The organism is Rhizobium sp. SAFR-030, assembly GCF_059415005.1.
The window spans coordinates 132,190-157,174 of record NZ_JBPFDO010000002.1; the positions used below are offsets into that span (position 1 = coordinate 132,190).

The following is a 24,985-nucleotide window of genomic DNA, read 5'->3' on the forward strand; positions in this document are numbered from 1 at the left end:
AGGGGCTTAACCTAGCCGATCCGCCGGATCCCTGATTGAGGCGGGCGGTTGCCACAAGTCTTCTCGCCCCTTGTGGGGAAGATGGCCGGCAGGCCCGAGGGGACTTGCTCAGCCGCAGGACGCAAGTTGTCACTTCTGAAGTGCTTGCTTGCCGAGCCAGAGCGAGAGCCAAATTAGAACCAAAGGAACGCCCGATGATCACCGCCGCCAAGACCCTTGCAGCCGCCGATCCGGTCCTGTCCGTCGAACACTTGACGACATCCTTCATGGTGGATGGCGAGTGGAAGCCTGTCGTGCGCGACATCTCGTTCACCGTCGCTCCCGGCGAAACGGTCGCGATCGTCGGCGAGAGCGGCTCGGGCAAGTCGGTCACCTCGCTGTCGATCATGCGGCTGCTGCAAGCTGATTCCAGCCGCATCGAGGGCAAGGTGTTTCTCGGCGGCCGGGATCTTCTGGCGCTGCCGGAACACGAGATGCGCAAGGTGCGCGGCAACGACGTGGCGATGATCTTTCAGGAGCCGATGACGAGCCTCAACCCGCTCTTCACCATCGGCGACCAGATTTCTGAAGCGCTTCTGGCGCATAACGCGATCAGCAGGGCCGAGGCCAAGGCCGAAACCATCCGCATCCTGGAAAAGGTGCGCATCCCCTCGGCCGCCTCGCGGTTCGACGAGTATCCGCATCGCTTTTCCGGCGGCATGCGCCAGCGCGTGATGATCGCCATGGCGCTCGCCACGAAGCCGAAACTGCTGATCGCCGACGAGCCGACGACGGCGCTCGACGTCACCATCCAGGGACAGATCCTCGACCTCATCAAGATGCTGCAGGAAGAGGAGGGGACGTCGGTTCTCTTCATCACCCACGACATGGGCGTCGTTGCCGAGATCGCCGATCGCACAGTGGTGATGTACCGCGGCGAACAGGTCGAGAGCGGCAAGACCGCCGACATCTTTCATCGGGGCCAGCATCCATATACGCGGGCGCTTCTGTCGGCCGTTCCCGTGCTGGGCTCTATGCAGTCCTTCGAGAGGCCGCTGCGGTTTCCGGTCGTCGATACGGGGACGGGCCTCTCAGACGTGCCGATCGAGGTTGCCGATACGGTCGCGGATGGACAGCCGATCCTGCAGGTGAAGAACCTCACAAAGCGCTTCGACATCCATTCCGGTCTCTTCGGAAAGCTCTCCGGCCGCGTGCATGCAGTCGAGAATATCTCGTTTGATCTGCGAGCCGGCGAAACCTTGTCACTGGTCGGCGAATCCGGCTGCGGCAAATCCACCACCGGCCGCGCGATCATGCGGTTGATCGAGCCGGACAGCGGCTCGGTGCTGGTCGAGGGAAGGGAGGTTCTGGCGCTCGACAAGCGAGACATGCGCGAGATGCGCAAGTCGGTGCAGATGATCTTCCAGGATCCCTATGCATCGCTCAATCCGCGCATGACTGTCGGCGCAGCGATCGCCGAACCATTCCTCGAGCACAAGATGGGGGATGGAAAACAGGCTAAGGACGTCGTCGCCGATATGCTGGTCAAGGTCGGCCTGACGCCGGACATGGCGAAGCGCTATCCGCACGAGTTTTCCGGCGGCCAGCGGCAGCGCATCTGCATTGCACGGGCTCTGGCCCTGCGACCGAAAGTGATCGTCGCCGATGAGAGCGTCTCTGCGCTCGACGTGTCGATCAAGGCGCAGGTCATCAACCTGATGCTCGACCTGCAGCAGGAGCTCGAGCTCGCCTTCCTGTTCATCAGCCACGACATGGCGGTCGTTGAACGGGTCAGCCATCGGGTGGCGGTCATGTACCTGGGGGAAATCGTCGAGATCGGGCCGCGCGCTTCGGTATTCGGCAACCCGCAACATGCCTATACCAAGCGGCTGATGTCGGCCGTACCGGTCCCGGATCCGGAACGCCGCCGAGTGAAAAGCGGTGCGGCGGTCGAGGAGCTGAAGAGCCCCATCCGGCCGGTCGACTACAAGATCGTACCGATGCAGTATCGGGAGGTCTCCGCCGGTCACCTCGTTGCCCAAGCGTAAGGTGTAAGCACGTGCGTTGGTGTACGCTCGAAGGGCGGATGAGCCAGTCTAAAAATCGGGGCAAATCTTCAGGCCGGTGTACCGGCGAAAGCCAAAACGGCTTTCGGTGTCAGGCCCAATTCCTTAGAACGGGTGCAACTGACAATCCCCGGGAGGAAACATGAAGATCACCAAGCTGGAAACGGTGCGGATCGCTGAGCGAAGCAACCTGCTCTGGGTTCTCGTCCACACCGACGAGGGCATTACCGGTCTCGGCGAGACGTTCTTCGGAGCCGAGACCGTCGAGAGCTACATCCACGAATATGTGGCGCCGCGGGTGATCGGTCGCGATCCGCTGGCGATCGATCTGCTTGCCCAGGATCTGGTCGGCTATGTCGGCTTCCGGTCGTCCGGCGCCGAAGTGCGCGGCAATTCCGCTTTCGACATCGCGCTCTGGGACATTTTCGGCAAGGCCACCGGCCAGCCGATCGCGCAACTGCTCGGCGGCTTCTCGCGCAAGGAGATCCGCACCTACAACACCTGCGCCGGCACCGAATACATCAAGAAGGCGACCGGCCAGGCGACTGCGAATTACGGGCTGACCGGCGGCACCGCCTATGACGATCTCAACGGCTTCCTGCACCGGGCCGACGAACTGGCGGAATCGCTGCTGGCCGATGGGGTCACCGCCATGAAGATCTGGCCGTTCGATGCCGCCGCCGAAAAGACCAAGGGCCAGTACATCTCGTCGTCCGACCTGAAGACGGCGCTCGAACCCTTCGAGAAGATCCGCAAGGCGGTCGGCGACAAGATCGACATCATGGTCGAGTTCCACTCGATGTGGCAGCTCCTGCCGGCGATGCAGATCGCCAAGGCGCTGACCCCCTACGGCACCTTCTGGCACGAAGACCCGATCAAGATGGACAGCCTGTCCAGCCTCAAGCGCTATGCGGAAGTCTCGCCGGCGCCGATATCGGCTTCGGAAACTCTCGCCACCCGCTGGGGTTTCCGCGACTATCTGGAGACCGGGGTCGCCGGCATCGTCATGCTCGACATCTCCTGGTGCGGCGGCCTGTCCGAGGCCCGCAAGATCGCCTCCATGGCGGAAGCCTGGCACCTGCCTGTCGCACCGCATGACTGCACCGGGCCGGTGGTCCTGTGCGCGTCCACTCATCTGTCGCTCAATGCGCCGAATGCGCTGGTGCAGGAAAGCGTGCGGGCGTTCTACAACACCTGGTACCGCGATCTGGTGACGGCCCTGCCTGAAGTGAAGAACGGCATGATCACGGTTCCCCCCGGTCCCGGTCTCGGCATGGAGTTGAACCCGGACCTGGACAAGACGTTCACCGTCAGCCGACGGTTCTCCGACGCTTCGATCCTGTGAGGCGGCGATGCAAGCGTCTCACACGTCCCGCCTGAAGAGCCTGTCGGCAGCCGGCCCGGCGCTGATGCTGCTCGGTATGCTGATGTTCGCCTTGAACGATGCGATGGGGAAATGGCTCGTCTCAAGCTACGGGCTCGGCCAGGTCGTCCTCTTGCGCAGCCTTGCCGCGCTCGTCATTCTCGTCCCTATCGTCTGGATGGCCGGCCTGCCGGCGTTGAGGGCCGCCGAGCGGCCATGGATGCAGTTCGCCCGCGTCGCATGCTCGACGACGGAGGTCTTCTGCTTCTATTTCGCCGTCATGTATCTGCCGCTCGCCGACGTGATGACCTACTGGCTTGCCGCGCCGATCTACGTTGCGGCGGCGTCGCCGCTCCTGCTCGGCGAACGGGTGGGCTGGCGGCGATGGACGGCGATCGCCGTCGGCTTCGTCGGCGTCATCATCACGCTTGAACCGTCAAGCGCGATGTTCACCATGCCTGCGGTGATCTCGATCATCGGCAGTGCCGCCTTTGCCTTCATGCTGCTTTCGGGTCGCTTCCTGCGCGGCACGCCGGATTCGACGCTGGTCTTCTTCCAGGTCAGCGGCGCGGGGCTGGCAGGGCTGGCGTTCGCGCCGTTCGGCTGGTCGCCGATCCAGTCGGGCCTCGACCTTGGCCTGCTCGCCCTGCTCGGCATCGTCGCCATGGCGGCTCACATGCTCGTCAATCGCGCCCTGAAGATATCCGATGCCGCGACGGTCGCGCCGCTCCAGTACACGCTTCTGCTGTGGGCGGTGGTGTTTGGCTGGATGTTCTTCGGTGATGTGCCGCGGCTCGGAATGATCGTCGGCGCTGCGCTGATCGTCGCCTCCGGTCTGTTCATCTTCATCCGCGAACAGATGCTGAAGAAGCGGGACGCGGTGCTTCCGGCCATCCCTGAATAGCAAAAGGCCCGCGCCATTGCTGGCGCGGGCCTTCGTCGATTGATCACAAATCCGGGTGTCTCGCCCGGATCTGTCCGCGGATCAGTTGCCGCGGATCGTCTTCAGCTCAGCCAGGATGCCGTCAACCACGTCGGCGCCAATCTCGGCCTTGTGCTTTTCATAGACGACCATGGACTTCTCGCGGATGCGGGCCTGCTCTTCCGGCGACAGCTGGTTCACTTCCAGACCGGCTTCCTTGATCTTTTCCAGCGACTTCTTGTTCAGGTCTGCGATGACCTGACGCTCGACGTCACGACCAACCACGGCGCAGTCACGCAGGGCAGCCTGCTCTTCCGGGGCGTAGGAGTTGAAGATCGGCTTCGAGAACAGGAAGAGGAACGGCGTGTAGGCGTGGTTCGTCTCGGTGACGTACTTCTGCACTTCGAAGAACTTCGACGTGTCGATGGTCACGTAGGGGTTTTCCTGCGCGTCGATCGCCTTGGTCTCAAGTGCCGAGTACACTTCGCCGAATGCCATCGGCGTAGCGTTTGCGCCGAGGTTCTGGAAGGTGTCGAGGAAGATGTTGTTCTGCATGACGCGAACCTTCATCCCCGAGAAGTCTTCCCACTTGGTCACCGGACGCTGCGAGTTCGACAGGTTGCGGAAGCCGTTTTCCCAGTAGGCAAGGTTCACCAGGCCTGCTGCGTCGAGCTTCTCGTTCATGCTGTCGCCGAACTTGCCGTCGAGAACCTGGTAGGCTTCCGCGGGGCTGGAGAACAGGAAGGGAAGGTCGAAGACGCCAAGCGCCGGGATGATTCCGACCAGCGGCGAGGACGAGGTAACGACGGCTTCCTGGACGCCCGAACGGAGCGCCTGGGTTGCCTGAAGGTCGCCGCCGAGCGCGCCGCCCCAGAAGGCGGTCAGCTTCAGCTTGCCGCCCGACTTCTCGTCGAGGCAGGCCTGCATGGCCTTGATGCCGTTGCCGACCGGGTGATCGGCATTGATGCCGTTCGACACGCGGATGTTACGGCTCTTGAATTCGGCGAAGGCCGGAGCCGCACCCGAGATCGCGATGGCGATTGCGGTGGTTGCAAAAAGTAGTTTCTTCATGTTGGTCCTCCCATTTGGACAGTTGAAGTAGAAGCGGTGAAGTCGGCGCCGGTCAACGCAGCCATTGAGCCGGCACGGTAACGATTTCCGGAAATGCCACGAGCAGCAGCAGCAGAACCGTCTGGGTGAGCAGGAACGGCGCAACCCCGATCGTGACCTTGCCGAGCGGAATGCGACCGACGCCGCTGACGACGTTCAGCACCACGCCGACCGGCGGCGTGATAAGCCCGATGCAGTTGTTCATGATGAACATCACGCCGAAGTAGACGGGGTCGATGCCTGCCTGCTTGATGATCGGCATCAGCACCGGCGTCAGGATCAGGATCGTCGGCGTCAGGTCGAGCGCCGTCCCGACGACCAGCACGAGGACCATGATCGCCAGCATCAGCAGCTTCGGGCGGTCGATCAGCGGTTCGATGTAGCCGGTGATTTCGGCCGGGATGTTGGCCGCGGTGATCAGCCAGGCCGAAACAAGTGCGGCGCAGACGAGGAACATGATGACGGATGTGGTCTTGGCGGCGCGCAGGATGACCTGTGGTAGGTCGCGCGGCTTCAGCTCACGGTAGATCACCATGCCGACGAACATCGCGTAGACGGCGGCAACGACGGCGGCTTCGGTCGGCGTCACGACGCCGGCCTTGATACCGCCGAGGATGATGACGGGCATGCCGAGCGCCCAGAGCGCACGGCCGGTCGCCGTTACCCGCTCCTTGCTGGAAGCCTTCGGCAGCGGCTGGATGTTGTCCTTGCGCACGACGTACAGCCAGGTGCCGATCAGAGAAAGGCCCATCAGCAGGCCCGGCACGATGCCGGCCATGAACAGCTGGGTGATCGAGACGTTGGCCGCGACACCGAAGACGATGAAGGCCATCGAAGGCGGAATGACCGGCGCGATGATGCCGCCAGCGGCGATCAGGCCGCCCGAACGGGGAATGTTGTAGCCGGCCTTGGCCATCATCGGGATGAGGATGGCGGCAAGCGCTGCGGTATCGGCGGCAGCCGAGCCGGAGATGCTGGCCATGATCAGGGCCGCAACGATGGCGACGATGCCGAGGCCGCCGCGGATATGGCCGACAAGCGCGATGGCGAAATCGATGATGCGCTTCGACAGGCCACCGGAATTCATCAGTTCGCCGGCGAGGATGAAGAAGGGGATGGCAAGCAGGGTGAAAGTGTCGGCACCCGCGATCATGTTCTGGGCGATGATCTGCGAATTGAACATGCCCATGAACCACATGAGCACGACGCCGCAGAACATCAGCGAGAAGGCGACCGGCACGCCGACGGCCATGGCGCCAAGCAGTGAGCCGACGAAGACGAGTAGGGTCATATCAGGTCCGCTCCGCCATCTGCTCGATGGTCATGTTTTCGCCGGCGAATGCCGCAATCTCGTCGTCCGTCACGCGGCCCGTCACAAGCCGCACAAGCCGCTCCAGTGATATCAGCATGCAGCCCGCGCCGGTGAAGAAGCCGACGCCATAGACCCAGGCCATCGACAGGCCGGTCACCGGGGCAACCATGCTGGAGTTGATCGGCAGCTGCACCCATGTGCCCCAGAAGAAGATCCCCGAGCACAGGATGATCGTCAGGTTGCTGAGGATCATGCAGAAGATCCGGCCCTTGCGGCCGAACATCGCCACGAGCGTCTCGACCCCCAGGTGGCCGTATTCACGGAAGGCGACGACCGCGCCGATGAAGGTGAGCCAGACGAAGAAGTAGCGTGACAGTTCGTCGGATACCGTCAGGCCGGAATTGAAGCCGTAGCGGAGGATGACGTTGCCGAACACCATCAGTGCCATGCCTGACAAGAGCAGGATCAGCAGGATCTCGAGGAACCGGTAAAATAGATCGATTGTCTTGTGCATTGTCTCCCCCCGATGCCTCCTACAGCAGCCCGCGCCGGGCCAGGTTCTTCATCAGTGCAGTTATTCCGAAATTCCATTCCGGGCATTTATCGCTGTATTCCACCCGGTTGATCAGACGCCCGAGTGTCGGGCTGGAGATCTCGACGATGTCGCCGATCTCGTGCGTGAAGCCCATTCCCTTGCCGCGGCGGTCCTTGACGGGCGCGAACATCGTGCCGAGGAACAGCAGGGCCCCATCGGGGTACTGGTGACTGCGATTGAGCAGTTGTGATGTGAGGTCTTCCGGCGAGCGGCTGATGGCGCGCATCGGGCTGACGCCGGTCATCTCGAAACCGTCGGTGCCCTTGACCGACAGGCTGATCTCGGCGGCCTTGACGTCTTCCAGCGTGAACCTGCCATCGAACAGGCGGATGAACGGTCCGACCGAACAGGACGCGTTATTGTCCTTGGCCTTGCTCAGCAGCAGTGCCGAGCGGCCTTCGAAATCGCGCAGGTTGACGTCGTTGCCGAGCGTCGCGCCGATGATCTCACCCTTCGAGGTGATGGCGAGCACGACTTCGGGCTCGGGATTGTTCCAGTCAGACTTGGGATGGATGCCGACCGCAGATCCGCAGCCGACGGAGGACATCGGCTGGGCCTTGGTGAAGATTTCTGCATCCGGGCCAATGCCGACTTCGAGATACTGCGACCAGAGGCCCATCTCCTGCAGCAGCGCCTTCACTTCGGCAGCTTTTTCAGAACCGGCGGTCAGACCCTTGAGGTTGTCGCCGAGCACCGGCGCCAGACGCCCGCGGATTTCCTGCGCATGCAGGGGGTCGCCCTTGGCCTGTTCCTCGATGACCCGTTCCAGCATGCTGTTGGCAAAGGTCACTCCGGCGGCCTTGATCGCCTGCAGGTCGGCTGGCGCCAGAAGTTCGCCGGCAGTGCCGTTCAGGAAATCGTCGAGGCTGCCGAGATCGGCAAATGAGGTCTTGGCGGAAAGCGTCTCGACCAGACCGTCGATCTCCAGAAGCATCGACAGCGTCGGTGCGAGGGAAGAGAGGTCGAGGAGACGCCCGTCCGACAAAAGGACGGGGCAGGGGCCATCGGCGGATTTCGACCATACGCGTCCGACCAGCAATGCGTTCGATGCATCGACCGGCAAGATGGTGTCCGACGACAGGGCATTCTGATGCGCCACGAAAATCCTCCCTTGGTGATCAAGAGGGCCTCCACCCTCTCGTCGTTGTCAGATGTCCGACAACGTAGTGCGCCGTTTTAGTATGACTTTTCCATTCTGTCTAGAAGAGGTCGAAGCTCATCCAAAGGAAAGCCGACCTCCACCATCTAGACCATTTCCAACTCCAGGTTAAGGCGTCGGGCAGCGCCATCCAGATGATGCCTCATCGCGGCCTTCGCGGCTAGCGGATCACCGGTGGCAATGGCATCGCGGATAGCAACATGCTCGGCGATCGTCACCTCGACGATCTCCTCGAGGATGGCGGCAGCTCGTGCTGCATTGATGGCGATGTGCGTCCTCTCGGCGATGAAGCCGATGAACTGCTGGAAGTATTCGTTGCGGGTCGCCGCAGAAACCGCCCGGTGGAACGCCAGGTCGGCGACAATTCCCTGGTCCGTCCATCTCTCGGCGCCCGACATCTGGCTCAGCAGTTCGTCCAGCCGGGCAAGGTCGTCTTCCGAATGATGAAGGGCTGCGAGCCCGGCGGCTTCGGTTTCCAGCGTGTACCGCACCTGAAACAGGTCGCGAAATGCATCGCGGTCGCCTGGCGGTCCGGAATCGATCCGAATCGACTGACGCTGCTGGATCTCGGTTGCGAAGGCGCCGACCCCTTGCCGGGTCTCGACGAGGCCTTCGTTGCGAAGGTGGGCAATGGCCTCGCGAACGACCGAGCGACTGACACCGAACGTGCTTGCCAGAAGATGTTCCGTCGGAAGCTTCTGCCCGGGCTTGATGCGACCCTCGGCGATTTCACGGCCGATTTCGCCGGCAATGCGCATCGGCAGGTGCTCGCTCCGCTTGATCTGCGTGAAATCCGCCATTGCGATCCTCGTTCCCCTCACTCCGGCCTAGTGATTAGCCGGAGCGAGATCGATCTGGCAATGCGGATTGAGAATGAGATCCGGGTCGATCGCCTTCTTTATGGCGACCAGCAGGCTTCGCTTTGTTTCCGATAGACGCTCCTCGAAGTCGTCGCGCTTCAGGCGGCCGATCCCGTGTTCGGCGCTGATGCTGCCACGGTACTGGTCGACCACGACATTGACGACCTTCTTCGCCTTGTAGATCCGCTCGTTGCGTTCCTCTGGCGTCGCGCCATTCGGCGGAAGGACGTTCAGGTGGACGTTGCCGTCGCCGACATGACCGTAGGACACGCTGATGCAATCGGGAAGTGCCGCGCTGACGGCGGCCTCCGCATCGGCGACGAAGGAAGCGAGCCGCGACAGGGGCACGGAGATGTCGGTGCGCATATGGCTGCCGCGCTTGGCCTGGCCCTCGTTCATGCCCTCGCGGATCAGCCACAGATTGCGCGCCTGTGCCTGTGATGTAGCGATCGTGCCATCGACAACGAGACCGTCGGACATGACGCCTTCCAGGAAGCGGTGCATGAGGTCGTCGATATCCACCAGACCGGAGCCGGAGATCTCCATCAGCACATAGGCCGGGAACTCGCCGGAAAGCGGGATCGGTAGATCGGGCATGGCTTCCTGTGCCAGGGTGAAGGCGAGCGGCGGCATGAATTCGAAGGCCGACATCAGGTCGCAGCAGTCGCGCCGCGCCCGGCGGTAGAGGGTGATGGCGTCGTCGAGCGAATTCAGCGCCACGAGTGCGGTGGCAACATTGTCGGGGTAGGGCGTCAGCTTGATCGACACCGCCGTGATGATGCCGAGCGTGCCTTCCGCGCCTATGAACAGCTGCTTGAGGTCGAGGCCGCGATTGTCCTTGCGCAGCGTCGAGAGGCCGTCGAAGACGCTGCCGTCCGGCAGAACCACCTCGAGGCCGAGCACCAGCTCGCGCGTCATGCCGTAGCGCAGCACGTTGATTCCGCCGGCATTGGTCGAGACGTTGCCGCCGATGCGGCAGCTGCCCTGGGCGCCCAGCGCCAGCGGGAAGAACATGCCCTTCGCCGCTACCGCATCCTTGAGTTCAGTCAGGATGCATCCCGCCTCGACAACGGCGGAGAAATCGTCGCTGTCGATGTTGCGGATCTTGTTCATCCGCTCCAGAGTCAGAACCACCTGGCGTTCCGGGTCGTCGGGCGTTGCACCGAGCACAAGGCCGGTATTGCCACCCTGCGGCACGATGAACAGGCCCAGTTCGCGGCAGGCCTTCACAGCGGCCTGGACGTCTTGCGTCGTTCTCGGACGGATGACCGCGACCGCGCCGGTGGTGACGTCGCCGTGCCAGTCCCGGCAATAGCGGAGCATGTCCTCCGATCCGGTCAGGACAAGGTCTTCGCCCAGAACGGAGCATAGCGAAAGGCGCTGCTCGGCAATCGAGCGCGGTGCTTCAGTCATCGGTTCCTCTCCTCCCTCGGGATCTGCAATGCCAGTCCGAGGCCGCATGCGTGTTTCTTGCGCCTGGTTGGGCCAGAGGCAAAAAACCTGTTTTCAAGCGAAGCATACAGGGTTATCAGACAACCTTACAAGGAGAAAGTCGTGGTGCATCCACGGCTGTATGGGAGGAAGACATGCATATCCTGATTATCGGTGCTGCCGGCATGGTAGGCCGCAAGCTGACCCAGCGTCTGGTTTCGGAAGGCGGCGTGAATGGCCAGCCCATCGACGCGCTGACGCTGGTCGATGTCGTCAAACCGGACGCGCCGGCCGGGTTTGCCGGAAGCGTTGCCGCACGCGAATGCGATTTCAGCGCGCCCGGCGAAGCGGAAGCGTTGATCGCATCGCGTCCGGACGTCATCTTCCATCTCGCGGCCATCGTATCCGGCGAGGCGGAGCAGGATTTCGACAAGGGCTACCGGATCAACCTCGACGGCACGCGCTATCTGTTCGACGCCATCCGCATCGCAAACCAGGCGGACGGCTATTTTCCGCGCGTCGTGTTTACCTCGTCGATCGCCGTCGTCGGTGCGCCGCTGCCCTATCCGATCCCGGACGAGTATCACCTGACGCCGCTGACGAGCTACGGCACGCAGAAGGCGATCAGCGAGCTGCTGCTGGCCGACTACAGCCGCCGCGGCTTCTTCGATGGCATCGGCATCCGCCTGCCGACGGTCTGCATCCGTCCCGGCAAGCCGAACAAGGCTGCCTCCGGCTTCTTCTCCGGCATTCTGCGCGAGCCGCTCGTCGGCCAGGAGGCGATCCTGCCGGTGTCCGACGAGGTCCGCCACTGGCATACGTCGCCGCGCTCGGCCGTCGGGTTCCTGATCCACGGTGCAGGGCTCGATCTGTCGAGGCTCGGCTGGCGCCGCAGCCTGTCCATGCCGGGCGTCAGTGCGACGGTCGGCGAGCAGATCGAGGCGCTGCGGCGGGTCGCCGGCGACAAGGCGGTACAGCTGATCCGCCGTCAGCCGGACGAAGCGATCATGAAAATGGTCGCCGGTTGGGCGCCCGGCTTCGAGGCCAAGCGCGCGACCGAACTCGGCTTCACCTCGGAGAAGAACTTCGACGAAATCATCCAGGTACACATCGAGGATGAGCTGGGAGGCAAGCTATGACCTCGGACGCCTCATCGAAGAAGCGGATCGCCTTTCTCGGCACCGGACTGATGGGCGCGCCGATGGCCAGCCGGCTTGCCAAAGCCGGCTATCCGCTCACGGTCTGGAACCGTGACCCGGCCAAGGCCGAGGCACTTGCAGCGGACGGGGCAACCGTCGCCAAGTCCCCGGTCGAGGCGGTGCGGGAAGCGGACGTAGTGTTCACCATGCTGACCGACGGCGGGGTGGTCGGCGAGGTGCTGTTCGACGCGGGCGTCGTCGATGCCCTGAAGAACGGCGCCATCGTCGTCGACACCAGTTCCATCGCCCCGCCGATCGCCCGCGGTCACGCGGCGCGGCTGGGTGCGCGTGGCATCCGGCACCTCGACGCCCCGGTTTCCGGCGGCGTCGTCGGAGCGCAAGCCGGGACGCTGGCGATCATGGCGGGCGGCGATGCCGCTGTCGTCGAGGAACTGGGCGATGTGTTCGCCGCGCTAGGCCGCGTGACGCATGTGGGGCCGAGCGGCGCCGGTCAGGTGTGCAAGCTCGCCAACCAGCAGATCGTCGCGGTGACGATCGGCGCGGTTGCCGAGGCGATGATCCTCGTCGAGGCGGGCGGCGCTTCGCGTGAAGCCTTCCGCAATGCGATCCGGGGGGGATTCGCCGAAAGCCGTATCCTGGAACTGCATGGCCAGCGCATGGTGGACCGCAATTTCGAGCCGGGCGGCTCGTCGAGGAACCAGCTGAAGGATCTCAACGCCGTCATCGCGCTCGCCGAAGAGCTTGCACTACAGCTTCCGCTGACCACCACAGTTCAGGCGGAATATTCCGACTTCGTCTCCGGCGGTGGTGGCGAGAAGGACCATAGCGGCCTGCTGCTCCATCTTGAAGACCTGAACCGCAAGGTCTGACGCTGCAAGATTGCGACCGGCCGGCATCATCCTGCCGGCCGGTCGTATCTACCGAAGCAGTGTCGGACGCGTCAAAGTCCACGGAACCATCATCCACCTGGCTTGGTTTAGGGGCACGGCATGTGCCGGCGCCTCCTGAATAGGGCGAAATGGGTTGGAGGTTGCGTTGCGCGTAATAGAGTATCCCGGTCGGGCTGAGGTGGATCGACCAAAGCCGACGAGCAGGCCCGCCGCTGCGCTGATTGCCGCTAAGCTCATCGAAACATTCGAGACATCCAACCGTTCGCGCGTCTACGTGGCGCTGAGCGAGAGTTCCGCCGGCAGGATCGCCGATGCGATCCGCTGCCTCGATCCGGATCTGGATATCGTCGTCCTGCCACCCTGGGACTGTCTTCCCTATGACAGGGTGCCCCCGTCCAGACAGTCCATGGGACGGCGGATGGATGCGCTGCGCGTCTGGTTGCAGCCATCGACGAAACCGCGATTGCTGATCACCTCCCTCGACGCGGGCCTTCAACGCGTGCCGCCGGCGCCGGTCGTCCGGGATAGCTGGTTCAAGCTTGCCGTCGGAGATCTTTTCGATCGCGAGGCATTCGACCGGTTTGTCCGGCGCACCGGATATATCGAAGACGGCATTGTCGACGAGCCCGGCGAACTGGCGTTTCGCGACGATGTTATCGACATTTTCCCCGCCGGTGCGTCGGTGCCGATGCGGATCATCCTCGATGAGGACACGACGATCTCGGAGCTGAGATCCTACGACCCGGGGACCCAGCGAACGACGAACAACGGCGAAGTGATGGTGTTCGGACCGGCCTCGGAAGCGGTTACCCTGGAATCCGACTTACAGGCCGTCGACGAGGCAGTGCCGCAATGCGACGTCTCGGAGCGTCGGCTGTTCCAGGTGTATGGCGAGCTTCCGACGGTCTTCGACCTGGTCGGCGATGCCGACATCGCTTTCGAGGACGGCTATGACGACAGGCTCAGCAGCTATCTCGACATCATTGAGGAGGCGCGTCAGGCGCGCCGGCGTTTCGATGGCGAGGACAGAAGCATCGCGCACTCGCTGTATCTCGACCGATCCGGGTGGACGAGTGCCGTCAGCGATTGGTCCCGGTTCGATCTCGACTTCAGCGCGGCCAGAGCGCTTCCGACATTCAGCGACGACGCCAACCCTCGCCGTATGTTCCTAAGCTTTGTGCGGGAAGAGAAGCAGTCGGGGCGCACCGTCGTGCTGACCGGCAGCGGCGAGAATGTCGACCGTCTGACAAGGCGTCTGGAGCGCGACTCGGACACCAGGGTTCAGCCGCTCGCGACCTTCAAGCAATGGGCGGCGCAGGATCCGGGTGCTCTCCTGAAGCTTGCATGCCCGCTGGATCGCGGCTTTGCGGATGGGCCATTGAGCGTCGTCACCGTGCGGGACATCCTCGGCGAACTGGCGGAAGCGACGGAGGTTGCGGCGCGTCTCGCCGAGCCGGAGCTTCAGCTGGGAGACGTCGTGGTTCACGAAGACCACGGCATCGGCGTGCTGAAGAGCCTCGATACCGTCACCGTGGAAGATGTCGTCCGGGATGCGGCACGCCTCGAATACCGCGATGGCGCGTCACTGCTCGTGCCGATGGACGAGTTCGGCAAGCTCTGGCGCTACGGATCGGAACCGGAAGCCGTAACGCTTGACCGGCTGCACACCGAAGCCTGGTCGAAGCGCCGTGCTGAGATCGACACGGATATCCGCACCGCTGCCCGCCATCTTATGCGGCTTGCCAAGCAGCGCCGGGATGCCAAGGCTGAAGCCTTCGTGCCGCCGCGCGCCGAGTACGCAAAATTTGCCCGGCGGTTCCCCTATGCCGAAACCGCCCACCAGGTTGCGGCGATCGACGCCGTGCTGCAGGACCTCGCCTCCGGCACCGTCATGAGCCGGTTGATCTGTGGCGATGTCGGCTTCGGCAAGACCGAGGTCGCGCTGCGTGCCGCCGCCGCCGTCGCGCTTGCGGGTGGCCAGGTCGTTCTCATCGCTCCGACCACTGTGCTTGCCCGCCAGCATTTCACCACCTTCGAGCGGCGGTTTGCAGGCACCGGAATTGATGTCGCAATGCTGTCTCGGGTCGTCGAACCGAAGCGGGCAAAGGAGGTCAAGGAGGGTCTCGCCAGCGGAGCGATCGGCATTGTGGTGGCGACCCAGGCCATCCTCGCGAAGGACATGCGTTTTGCGCATCTCGGCCTCCTGATCGTCGATGAAGAGCACCGCTTCGGAACGCGCGAGAAGCAGGCGATGAAGGCGATGGCGCCGCTCCTGCACACGCTGACCATGTCGGCGACACCGATCCCGCGGACGCTGCAATCGGCGATGATCGGCGTGCAGGACGTCAGTATCCTGGCAACCGCCCCGTCGAAGCGGCGGCCGGTGAGGACCTCGCTCACTCCCCTTGATCGCGCGGCGATGCGGGTGGCGCTGATGCGCGAATATCGTCGCGGCGGCCAGAGCTTCCTCGTCGTGCCGCAGATCGAGGACCTCGATCCTGTGCGTACGATGCTCGGGGAAATCGTACCGGAACTGTCGCTCCGCGTCGCGCACGGCAAGATGAAAGCTGCGGAGATGGACGAGGTCATGGTCCGCTTCGCCGATGGTGACGGCGACGTGCTGCTGTCCACCAACATCATCGAAAGCGGTCTCGACGTGCCGCGCGCCAACACGATCTTCATCTGGCGGTCCGACCGCTTCGGCCTGGCGCAACTGCATCAGTTGCGCGGCCGTGTCGGACGCGGCAAGGCTCAGGGCATGGCTTACCTTACCACCGAGAGCGACGAGCTCCCGGAGGAGACTCGGTTGCGGCTCGCAACGATGGTGGAGAACGACCGTCTCGGCGCCGGCCTTGCGATCAGCATGCAGGATCTCGATCTGCGGGGTGCCGGGGATATTGCCGGCGAAGACCAGGCGGGCCACATGCGGGTGATCGGCGTCAGTCTCTATCAGAAGCTCCTCGAACGGGCAGTCAAGGCTTCGGCCAAGTCGACGTCAATGGAGGACCAGGCTGCTGCCCTGAACCTTGGAATTGCCGGTACCATCCCGCAGGAATACGTGTCGGACGCCGCCCTGCGGCTCAACCTCTACGCCCGCCTGTTCCGAGCCGCGGACGAGGCGGAGATCGACCGTTTCGTCGAAGAGTTCGAGGACCGGTTCGGGGAACTGCCGGATGAAGTCTCGACGCTGTTTCGCCTCGCCCGGCTGCGCATCAGGGCCACCCGGCTTGGCATAGCCAAGGTGGATGGTGGTCCGCGTGCGCTTGCACTTACATTTAACGGAAAGCCCGCAGCAAGGACGCTGAAGCTGCTGACGCGATCCAACAATGCAGACCTCCGCGACGGCCGGCTGATCTTCGAGCAGGCTACGGCGACGCCGGCAGAGAGGATGGCGCTGGTCGAGACGCTCCTGTCTGATCCATAAGCGGGCTGTCGGCGGGCCGGACCATCCAGATCCATTGTCAGGTTTCGCTTTCCGTTCGGGCCGTATCATGCGAAGATGATGGGCCCGAAGCACGACCGCCCATCGTTCCTTGGTAGAAAGGACGACAATGGCTCTGGATCAGATCACTGACCGCTCGACCCCGCTCGCCAGCCTGACGAAGGCGGCGTCGCGCATCGCCCGTTCTCGCAGCATTGAGGAGATGGTCGAGACGATCCGTGCGAGCGCGCGCCTGTTGATCGGCTGCGAGGGGATTGCCGTCATTCGCCGGGAAGGCGACCTTTGCCATTATGTCGATGAAGATGCGATCGGTCCGCTCTGGAAAGGGCAAAAGTTTCCGATTTCAACCTGTGTCTCTGGCTGGGCAATGATCCACCGGCAGACCGTCGTGATCGCAGACATTGCGAAAGACCCTCGTATTCCCACGGAACTCTACCAACGGACGTTCGTCCGCGCGGTTGCGATGGCGCCGATCCGGGCTGAAGATCCGGTCGGCGCGATCGGGGCCTATTGGTCTCAGACCTACGAGCCGTCGCGATGGGAAGTCGAGACGCTCGAGGCGCTGGCGGAAGCCGCTGCCATCGCTGTCGAGAACATCGGCTTTCAGGCCCACGCGGTTACCGCTCCGGCAGAGAGAGTGGGCGACTTCTCACGAGATATCGCAACCGTCTCCGGCATCGCCGCGGTGCCGGCCATCCTTGACGTCGTTCTGCGGATGACGGGCATGGGATTTGCCGCCGTTGCGCGGGTGACGGACAGCCGATGGGTTACCTGCAGCGCGCTCGATCACGTCGGGTTCGGGCTCGGTCCGGGCGACGAACTGCCAATCGAAAGCACGCTGTGCAACGAAATTCGCGACCATCGCCAGCCAGTCGTCTTCGACGATGCGACTGCCGATGCCGTCTACTGCGATCACCATACGCCGCGCATCTACGGGCTGCGTGGTTATATTTCGGTGCCGATCATCCTGGGCAACGGGAGCTTCTGGGGCACCCTTTGCGCCATCGATCCCAATCCCGCGACCGTCAACAATCCCCAGGTGCTCGGTGCATTCAAGCTGTTTGCCGAACTGATTGCCCATCATCTCGATGCCGACGAGCGGCTGAAGGCGACCGAGGCGTCGCTGTCGCAGGAGCGGGAACTGGCATTGTTTCGCGAGCAGTTCATCGCCGTGCTCGGCCATGACCTCCGAAACCCGATCGCCGCCGTCAATGCCGGGACATCGCGGCTCATCAAGGAAGGGTTCACCGAGCGCAGCCCGCTGATCCTCAAGCTGATGAAGACCAGCATCTCCCGCATGTCCGGCCTGGTCGACAACATCCTTGATCTGGCCCGGTCACGGCTTGGTGGGGGCATTGTTCTCAACGTTCAGGATGGTGATCTCAATGAGACGCTCCAGCACGCGACGGATGAACTGAAGGCCGCCTATCCGGACCGGGAGGTCAATGCTTCCTTCGCGTTCGGTCAGAACGTCGAGCTCGACCACATGCGTATGGCACAGATGTTCTCCAACCTGCTCTCCAACGCCATCACCCACGGCGCGCAAGGTCAGCCGATCAACGTCTCAGGACTGATGGTGAATGGGGAGATAGAGGTATCCGTCAGCAACGGCGGACGTCCGATCCCTGCCGACCAGATCGAGATGCTCTTTCATCCCTTCCGCCGTGGCGATGCGAAGTCCGGCGTCCAGGGGCTGGGGCTCGGTCTCTACATTGCCTCAGAAATTGCCAAGGCCCACGGCGGCAGGATCGATGTCCGGTCGGATGATGCGGAGACCTGCTTCACGTTCCGGATGCGTCTCGCCTCCTGAACGGCCGACCGGCGTTCGCCGGGCCTCCCAAGATCATGCTCCACACGACTTGGATAAACTCCGGCGGAGTGCCCGCCGGAGCCCGTTCAGGCACTATAGCGCTACTGCTGCTTCTGCATCGACAGTTCCCAATGGTGCGGCACCGAGGTGACGAGGTCCTTCAGCGTCTTCGGCTCGACGCTGCCGGGCACCGTCTTCTGGCCAAGCGCCGCGGCCTTGGCGAAGGCGACCATGCGCTCTCCGGCGAATGCCATGGTCTCGGGGTTCTGTGTCTGCAGGATGTGCGGACCGAGGAAGACGGAGATATCCTTCAATCCGGAGGCCCGCTGATAGGTGGCGAACGATCCTTCGAGCCCTTCGACATAGTCCCAGCTACCCTTGACGATCTGCAGCGCCGGCCACTTGTCGACATTCGCGAAGACACCGGAATCGACGTAGTAGGTCGTGTTGAACTCAACGCGCAGGGCGCCTTCCACGGCATCGTGGCCGGCCAGACGATATCCGAGGCCTGCCGAATTCGGGCCGTAAAGGATGGCGCCCTTGACGTTGTCCAAGCCGCGCTTTGCCTCGCAGACGGGGGTAGCGAGATCGTAGTTGCAGTCCTCGACGAAGTTCTTGTGCATGAACCACTGCGTCGCATACGAGCCGCGCGAATAGCCGCCGACGACAACCGGAACATCACGCGCCGACCTGCCGTCGAGCAGCACTTTAGCGGCATCCTGCCCCGCCACCAGCTTTCCATCTGGACCCAGGACGCGAAGGCCATTCCCGCTGTCCAGCTGCTCAAGTTCGCGGAACATGTCGTTCGCCTGCTCGGCCGTGTTGAAGCCGTTGCGGCCGCCGGAGATGCCGTTGCCGCGGCGGTCGGTGATCAGCACGTCGAAGCCGGCAGCGTTGAAATCCCGCAGGAAGCCGCGCCAGTGGCGCATGCCGGGTTCTTCCGAAAGGCTGTCTCTGGCGGCCGGCGTATATTTTCCGGTCGCCTTGTCGATGCTGAAGGGAGCCGTTGCCGGATCGTCGATGGCGGTCACTTCGCCGCCGCCACCATTGTTCAGGATTACCAGCGCGCGCTGCTTGTTGCCTGCTTCGTCGGTGATCCCGGCGCCCTTCAGATACCAGCCGCGCACCTTGATATCGCCAGAAAGCTTGAGGTGCTGGATCTCGTAGCTGTCACGGGGTGCCGTAAACTCCACCACATAGGCGGCCGGATCGGACTTGGCGATCTCCTCGGAGTAGGCGCCCTTGCCGAAATAGGCGGGGCGGCGAATGGATGCGAGGTCCACATTGCCATCGAAATCGATCACGCCTTTTTTGTCGACCGTGCCGGTGTCGCGCGGCTCGAATTTTGCAAAACCCTTGGCCGCCGTCATGGTCTTCTCGCGGCAGGCGGTATCGGCCTTGCAAGCCGCCCACTTCTCGCGAACGCGGCTGTCCGAGAACTCGTCGATGTAGAACTGCGACGCCGTCGTGCCGGCCGGGACGAGCTGGTTGGTCGGGGTGAAGGGCAGGCACACCTCGGTGTCGTCCCACTTCGCCTTGTAGCCCGGCAGGCTGGCGTTTCGGTCGACATTCACATGCACGCTGCAATCGGGTGTCGGAGTGCCGTTGTTGACGATCTTCTGGCCTGCATCCTGTGCACCGGCTTGCATCGGCATGAACGCCAGCGAGAGCGCGGCGAGGGCGATTGTCTGTTTCATGGGGTTCCTTTTCTGCGGGATCGCTGCCGGGATGTGTTCGGACTAAATCCGCCGCATGTCGCAACTGATCGCGCGCGGCAGCGAGCGGCTGCGACGGGGTGTGCGAGCATGGGACGTGGAAATACGGCTATGCGTAACGCAGCAGCCGGCCAAGGGTTGTTGTCATGGATATCCTCCTCGGTGCCATTCTCCTCCGGCACCGATTTTGACAGGCTAGGCGCGAAACCTGACGCCTAGCTGACAGTTGGGTTGCTAATATCCGAACGGCGCAAGGAAGTTCGTGTCGCATCAGGAGGAACTCGCAGATGTTGTTGCGGGTGTAGATGTACCTCAATGGCCCCCAGGGCCGGCAGTGTATCGAACGACTTCGCGAAGCATCGATGGACGGAAACCCCTCGCTTACGGCATACTCGATATGGTGAATCAAGTTTTGGCCGTAATCTCCACAAAATCACCTCAAACCTTGGCGAATATTTCGGAAACAATATGTAAGGCCTCTGGTTCTATACATGTCAGCGGCACCGAATGGTCCCGGTGGCGAACGTAACGAACCAGTAAGGAACTATAACATGTCTATTATCGACGAACTTCTGGGAAGCAACGGTAGCCAGGAATCCGGCTCGATCAACGAGTCTGACAATACTTCGTCCTTCGCAACCGATCCCAGCCTGTCTGTCGAGACGGGCGACATCCTCAGCTTCTCGTCGTCGGATTACTCGTCTGACGGCAACGGCGAGGATGTAAGCGCGAACGACAGCCACTTTACTCTCGTGGACGGCCTTGGCCTCGACGCGTCGGCTCCGACCGAAAACTGGTCGAGCGACATGAGCGACAGCGCCGACTACTCCGACACCGATTCAAGCGGCGGCGGTCTGCTCGGCGGCCTCGTCTAAAATGGAACGGCGGGACTTCGGTCCCGCCGCTTCTCTCAGGTGGGCCTTAATATGCAGACAAGAAATGAAGTGGCTGACGCGTTGCGGCAGCTGGCGCCCCAGTTCCTGGTGGCGGGATTGTTCAGCGGCTTCATCAACCTGCTCTATCTGAGCTCGCCGCTCTATCTCATGCAGATCTACAACAGGGTGCTGGAGAGCGAGAACGTTACGACGTTGCTGCTGCTGACCCTGGTATTGGCACTGGCATTGCTGACGATGGGCGCGCTTGATGCGACCCGCTCGCAGTTGCTCATCCGTTCGGGCATCAGGTTCGACACGCAGATGGCCAGCCGCGTGTTTCGCGCACTCGTGGCGAAGTCGGCCTATCAGGGATTTTCGCGCGGCTCGCAGCAGATGCGCCAGCTCGACCAGTTCCGCTCCTTCGTCACCGGGCCCGGCATCTACTTCGCCTTCGACCTGCCCTGGATCCCGCTCTATCTGCTGCTGCTGTTCTTCATCCATCCGCTGCTGGGTGGCATAGCGACGCTCGGCGCCATTGGCCTGTTCGGCCTTGCGCTTCTCAACGAGAAGCTGACCCGGCCGACCTTGAAGATGGCCGAGGAGGCGGCCAACGGCTCCTATGGTTTTACCGAAAACATCCTGCGCCATGCCGACGTCGTCCAGGCCATGGGAATGCAGCCGTCCATCGAACGCCACTGGCTGGACAACCGCGACCGGATGCTGACGGCGCAAGCTTTTGCCAGCGATCGGAACGCGACGATCTCCTCGGCGATCCGCTTCGCAAGACTGATGCTGCAGGCCTGCATGCTGGGCACTGGTGCATGGCTGGTGATCAACGGCGCAATCCAACCGGCCACGATCTTCGCCTCCAGCATCATCATGGGACGAGCACTGGTACCGGTGGAGCAGGGCGTCGCGGCCTGGAAGCAGTTTTCCGAGGCACGGCTGGGCTATGGCGAGGTCAACAAGCTGCTCTTCGACATGCCGGAAAGCAATGTCCACACGATTGTGCCAAAAGCCGGCAATGCGCTGAGCGCGCGGGAGATCGTTTATAGGTTTCCGAATGCCAGGGAGCCCGTGCTCAAAGGCGTCTCGTTCGATATCCCGGCCGGCTGTGCGGTCGGCATCGTCGGCCCCAGCGGTTCGGGAAAGAGCACTCTCGCGCGCCTGCTCGCCGGTGCCACGCGTCCCGACGCCGGCACCCTGACCTATGGCGGCATCGAATACACGAAGTGGGATCATACGCGCTTCGGTCAGCAGGCCGGTTATCTGCCGCAGGATGTTGGGCTGTTTGCCGGTACGGTGCGAGAAAACATCGCGCGCTTCGGCACGCCGGAAATCGAGAAGATCGTCGGTGCAGCCAAGGTTGCCGGTATCCACGACATGATCATGGCCCTGCCGCAGCAATACGACACGGAACTCGGGCCCGAGGGCGTCGGTCTGTCGGGTGGTCAGCGCCAGCGTCTCGGCCTGGCGCGAGCCCTGATCGGCGCGCCGTCGCTGCTGGTCCTCGACGAGCCGAACGCCAATCTCGATACGGCGGGCGAGATGGGGCTTAGGGCAGCCATCGAGGCGCTGAAGAAGCATGGATCGACAGTGATCGTCGTCACGCACCGCCAGGCAGTGCTCGATGTGATGGACCGGCTGATGTTCATGCGGGCGGGCCGGGTTGAGCGGTACGGCGCGCCGGACGAGGTCTATGCGCACATTAAGGAAACCATGGTCGAACCTGCAGCGCCCGTGACGGCGGCATAGGAGATGGTGATGGCTCGCAAACCGGCTTCGTCTCGCCAGGACTACTCCAATCCTTGGCGGCCCGCGCGTTACGGGCTGGCTGCCATTGCGGCCTTCGTCGTGCTGCTCGGTGCTTGGGGCGCCACCGCGCCGCTTTCGGGAGCCGTGATCGCCAGCGGTAGCCTGCAGGTGGAGGGACGGCGCCAGAAGGTCCAGCATCCTTACGGCGGCGTCGTCGAGACCATTGACGTGCGCGAGGGGCAGATGGTCCAGCGCGGCGACGTGCTGATGACGCTTTCGGATGCCGAGCCCCGTGCGAAATACAGCATCTTACAGCACAGCCGGGTGACGTTGCTGGCGGAACGGGCCCGGCTGATCGCCGAGCGGGACGGCGTCCAGCAACCGGACTTCCGCGAAGTGCTGGAAGGATCCGTGGCCGAAGGCGATGCGCGCCAGCTCATCGACAATCAGGCTGCCCTGATGCAGGCGCGGCAGAAACAGTATGCCGCGAATGTCGATTCCGTCAGCAGCCAGATCCGCCAGACGGAAGAGCAGGCGCGGGGCTTCGAGGCCGAGATAGACGGTCTGCGGCGGCAGGTGGAGCTTGCCGAGAACGAGGCTCAAAGCGGACGCAACCTGCTGCAGTCCGGCGCTGTCTCGCGCAGTCGGGTGCTTGCTCTGGAGGGACGCGTCGATACCGCGCAAGCGGAACTCTCGGCGCGCCGTTCGGAACTCGCGGCAGCGCAGGCGAAGATCGGCGAAGCGAGGCTGAAGATCACCCAGATCGAGCGGGAGCGGACGGCGGAAGTCACGACGCGGCTGCAGGAGGTCGATGCCAGCCTTGCCGAACTCCAGCCCAATCTGGATACAGCGAAAGATATGCTGGAGCGAACCCAGGTCCGCGCGCCCGCCACCGGCAACGTCGTCGGCTTGACGGTATTCACCGTCGGCGGCGTCATTCAGGCGGGATCCTCGCTGATGGAGATCGTGCCGCAGGACGACCCGCTGTTCGTCGACGCGAAACTCAAGCTGTCCGACATCAGCGACGTCCGCAAGGGCCAGGCAGCGGACGTGCGGCTGATCGGCGTGCCGCGCAACATGCGGCCGAAGATCGGCGGCGAGATCACCACGGTTTCCGCCGACAGTCTCGCCGAGAATGGCTCGGGAGAGCGCTACTATGCTGTTCAGGTCTCGCTCAACCGCGCCGACGTCGATGGCGCGAGGCTTTCGCTGCAGCCGGGCATGCCGGTGCAGGTGATCGTCGAGACCAGGCCCCGGACGCTGGTGAGTTATCTGACCAGTCCGTTGATGGATGAGATAAGCGGCGCCTTTCGCGAGCGCTGATGGATGGAGATCGATATGAGCAGGAAACAGACGCAGAAGGAGGCGTATCGCGACCGCAACGAAGTGGCGCGCAATTCTGTGTTCAATGCCGGCAAGCCGGTAGATACGACGGCCTTCCTCGCAGCGGCAGGCGCCGCAACGCTCGGCGTGCTGCAGGCGGGCGAAACACATGCCGCGAACGGCACAAGCCCGGCACCGAAGACAGACATCGCGACAAGACCTGCCGACGATGGCGGTCAGTCCAGTTCGACCGTTCGTGGTCTGGAACTGCTCGCAGACGGCACTCATCAGCAGCTTCAGGTCCCGGGCATGCAGCTTTCGTCAGGCTACCACCCGGGCTCCCAAACCGATGCTTCCACGCCGGTCTCTTTCGCCGCAGCGCCTGCTGTTGCACCGGCGGCAGACCAGCATGAGACGGGTGCGCCTGAGCTGACGGCGACCCAGGCCATCTCGCCCGACGGAGCGTCGGATGTTCAAGCGGTTCCCGATGAGGTCGTGACGCGGGTCGCCGAACAGATCGCCTCCAGCGTCCAGTCGGTGGTTGCCGCCGCTCAGGGCGGTGACGGCGATGGGATCGGCGACGTGCTTGCCCGCGACATCCTGCAGACGGCAACAAGCATCGTCGAAGGCATCCGCGCGCAGATCCCCGGCGCCGGCGACCTGTCGGACATCGGGGCCGGGGTACATCTTGCCGCTGATGCGGTCGAAAATATGCTCGGTACGATCTCCGGAACCGTGCAGGATACCGTCGGGGCTCTGCCTGACCTTGTCAGTCATGTGCAGGACGCTACCGGACACATTCAGCAGGTCGTCGCTTCGGTTCCGGTGATCGATCTTCTCGACGGCCAAACGGGTTTCGATCCGCCGCCGCTTGCTGCCGACGGACTGGTGGGGCAACTCACCGGGAGCGCCACCGCGATCACAACCGGTTTTGCCGGGGCGGTGTCCGATGTTGCCGCGATCCCTTCTTCCGTTCTCGGCGGGGCCGACGGCGAGAAGGGCATCCTGACCCAGGTCTTCTATGATGACGGTGGCGGCTCAGACATCGGCGCAACCGTCGATACGATGGCCGATGTCACAAAGCCCGCCGATCTGGGATTCCTCGGTCAGCCGCTGACTGGAGCCGAGGAACTCACCGGCATCTTCCATGGCAGCAGCGCGCTGCATCTCGTGTAAGCCCGGATTCCCGGCGTCCAACCGGACATGGAGAATCAATGC

At 63.1% G+C, this 24,985-nt stretch carries 18 protein-coding genes; 11 read left to right on the top strand and 7 right to left on the bottom strand.

Translation table 11 applies throughout. From position 1 onward, the window contains the following. Nucleotides 1–194: 194 nt before the first annotated feature. The 3 genes from ACR65N_RS06395 to ACR65N_RS06405 all read left to right on the top strand — a co-directional run bounded on the left by ACR65N_RS06395 (nt 195) and on the right by ACR65N_RS06405 (nt 4,312). Nucleotides 195–2,027 carry an ABC transporter ATP-binding protein gene (locus tag ACR65N_RS06395; protein ID WP_440456253.1) on the top strand — a complete coding sequence of 611 codons (1,833 nt, stop codon included), beginning with the start codon at nt 195–197 and terminating at the stop codon, nt 2,025–2,027. Between the two features lie 160 nt (nt 2,028–2,187). Beyond that, entirely contained in the window at nt 2,188–3,390 is a 1,203-nt protein-coding gene (locus ACR65N_RS06400) for a mandelate racemase/muconate lactonizing enzyme family protein (RefSeq protein WP_440456254.1), read from the top strand. Between the two features lie 7 nt (nt 3,391–3,397). Then, a complete protein-coding gene (locus ACR65N_RS06405; RefSeq protein WP_440456255.1) occupies nt 3,398–4,312 on the top strand; it encodes a DMT family transporter in 915 nt (304 codons plus the stop codon). 81 nt (nt 4,313–4,393) lie between these two features. Here the strand turns inward: ACR65N_RS06405 and ACR65N_RS06410 are convergent, their stop codons facing one another. The 6 genes from ACR65N_RS06410 to ACR65N_RS06435 all read right to left on the bottom strand — a co-directional run bounded on the left by ACR65N_RS06410 (nt 4,394) and on the right by ACR65N_RS06435 (nt 10,779). Further along, nucleotides 4,394–5,401: a TRAP transporter substrate-binding protein gene (locus ACR65N_RS06410; protein WP_440456256.1), complete on the bottom strand. Its 1,008-nt coding sequence runs from the start codon at nt 5,399–5,401 to the stop codon at nt 4,394–4,396. 52 nt (nt 5,402–5,453) lie between these two features. After that, nucleotides 5,454–6,731 carry a TRAP transporter large permease gene (locus tag ACR65N_RS06415; RefSeq protein ID WP_440456257.1) on the bottom strand — a complete coding sequence of 426 codons (1,278 nt, stop codon included), beginning with the start codon at nt 6,729–6,731 and terminating at the stop codon, nt 5,454–5,456. Nucleotide 6,732: 1 nt separating this feature from the next. Next, nucleotides 6,733–7,266, bottom strand: coding sequence for a TRAP transporter small permease (locus ACR65N_RS06420; protein ID WP_440456258.1), 534 nt, complete (start codon nt 7,264–7,266; stop codon nt 6,733–6,735). Between the two features lie 19 nt (nt 7,267–7,285). Then, nucleotides 7,286–8,446 carry a fumarylacetoacetate hydrolase family protein gene (locus ACR65N_RS06425; protein ID WP_430306633.1) on the bottom strand — a complete coding sequence of 387 codons (1,161 nt, stop codon included), beginning with the start codon at nt 8,444–8,446 and terminating at the stop codon, nt 7,286–7,288. Nucleotides 8,447–8,592: 146 nt separating this feature from the next. After that, nucleotides 8,593–9,312: a FadR/GntR family transcriptional regulator gene (locus ACR65N_RS06430; RefSeq protein ID WP_430307321.1), complete on the bottom strand. Its 720-nt coding sequence runs from the start codon at nt 9,310–9,312 to the stop codon at nt 8,593–8,595. Between the two features lie 21 nt (nt 9,313–9,333). Then, nucleotides 9,334–10,779 carry an FAD-binding oxidoreductase gene (locus ACR65N_RS06435; protein WP_440456259.1) on the bottom strand — a complete coding sequence of 482 codons (1,446 nt, stop codon included), beginning with the start codon at nt 10,777–10,779 and terminating at the stop codon, nt 9,334–9,336. Between the two features lie 173 nt (nt 10,780–10,952). On the opposite strand from ACR65N_RS06435, the gene denD reads away from it, so the two are divergent. The 4 genes from denD (at nt 10,953) to ACR65N_RS06455 (ending at nt 18,099) form a co-directional block, all read left to right on the top strand. Beyond that, nucleotides 10,953–11,936: a D-erythronate dehydrogenase gene (gene denD / locus ACR65N_RS06440; protein WP_440456260.1), complete on the top strand. Its 984-nt coding sequence runs from the start codon at nt 10,953–10,955 to the stop codon at nt 11,934–11,936. Then, on the top strand, nt 11,933–12,826 hold the full coding sequence (locus tag ACR65N_RS06445) for an NAD(P)-dependent oxidoreductase (protein WP_440456261.1): 894 nt from the start codon (nt 11,933–11,935) through the stop codon (nt 12,824–12,826). The genes denD and ACR65N_RS06445 overlap by 4 nt, the downstream gene beginning before the upstream one ends. Nucleotides 12,827–12,992: 166 nt before the next feature. Next, nucleotides 12,993–16,271 carry a DEAD/DEAH box helicase gene (locus tag ACR65N_RS06450; RefSeq protein WP_440456262.1) on the top strand — a complete coding sequence of 1,093 codons (3,279 nt, stop codon included), beginning with the start codon at nt 12,993–12,995 and terminating at the stop codon, nt 16,269–16,271. Nucleotides 16,272–16,398: 127 nt separating this feature from the next. Then, complete coding sequence (locus ACR65N_RS06455) at nt 16,399–18,099, top strand: sensor histidine kinase (protein WP_440456263.1); 1,701 nt, start codon at nt 16,399–16,401, stop codon at nt 18,097–18,099. Nucleotides 18,100–18,200: 101 nt separating this feature from the next. Here ACR65N_RS06455 and ACR65N_RS06460 read toward each other — a convergent pair whose 3' ends face one another. Continuing rightward, entirely contained in the window at nt 18,201–19,796 is a 1,596-nt protein-coding gene (locus tag ACR65N_RS06460; RefSeq protein ID WP_440456264.1) for an alpha/beta fold hydrolase, read from the bottom strand. Between the two features lie 569 nt (nt 19,797–20,365). On the opposite strand from ACR65N_RS06460, the gene ACR65N_RS06465 reads away from it, so the two are divergent. From ACR65N_RS06465 to ACR65N_RS06480, 4 genes are read left to right on the top strand one after another with little or no spacing between them, the layout of a single operon-like run. Then, the gene (locus ACR65N_RS06465; protein WP_430306640.1) at nt 20,366–20,689 is read left to right on the top strand and encodes a hypothetical protein; all 324 of its coding nucleotides are present in this window, start codon (nt 20,366–20,368) and stop codon (nt 20,687–20,689) included. Nucleotides 20,690–20,740: 51 nt separating this feature from the next. Beyond that, nucleotides 20,741–22,444 (top strand): type I secretion system permease/ATPase, encoded by a 1,704-nt coding sequence (locus tag ACR65N_RS06470; protein WP_440456265.1) that lies wholly within the window; start codon nt 20,741–20,743, stop codon nt 22,442–22,444. Nucleotides 22,445–22,453: 9 nt separating this feature from the next. After that, a complete protein-coding gene (locus ACR65N_RS06475; RefSeq protein WP_440456266.1) occupies nt 22,454–23,767 on the top strand; it encodes an HlyD family type I secretion periplasmic adaptor subunit in 1,314 nt (437 codons plus the stop codon). 15 nt (nt 23,768–23,782) lie between these two features. Next, nucleotides 23,783–24,943: a hypothetical protein gene (locus ACR65N_RS06480; RefSeq protein WP_440456267.1), complete on the top strand. Its 1,161-nt coding sequence runs from the start codon at nt 23,783–23,785 to the stop codon at nt 24,941–24,943. The last annotated feature ends 42 nt before the right edge of the window (nt 24,944–24,985 follow it).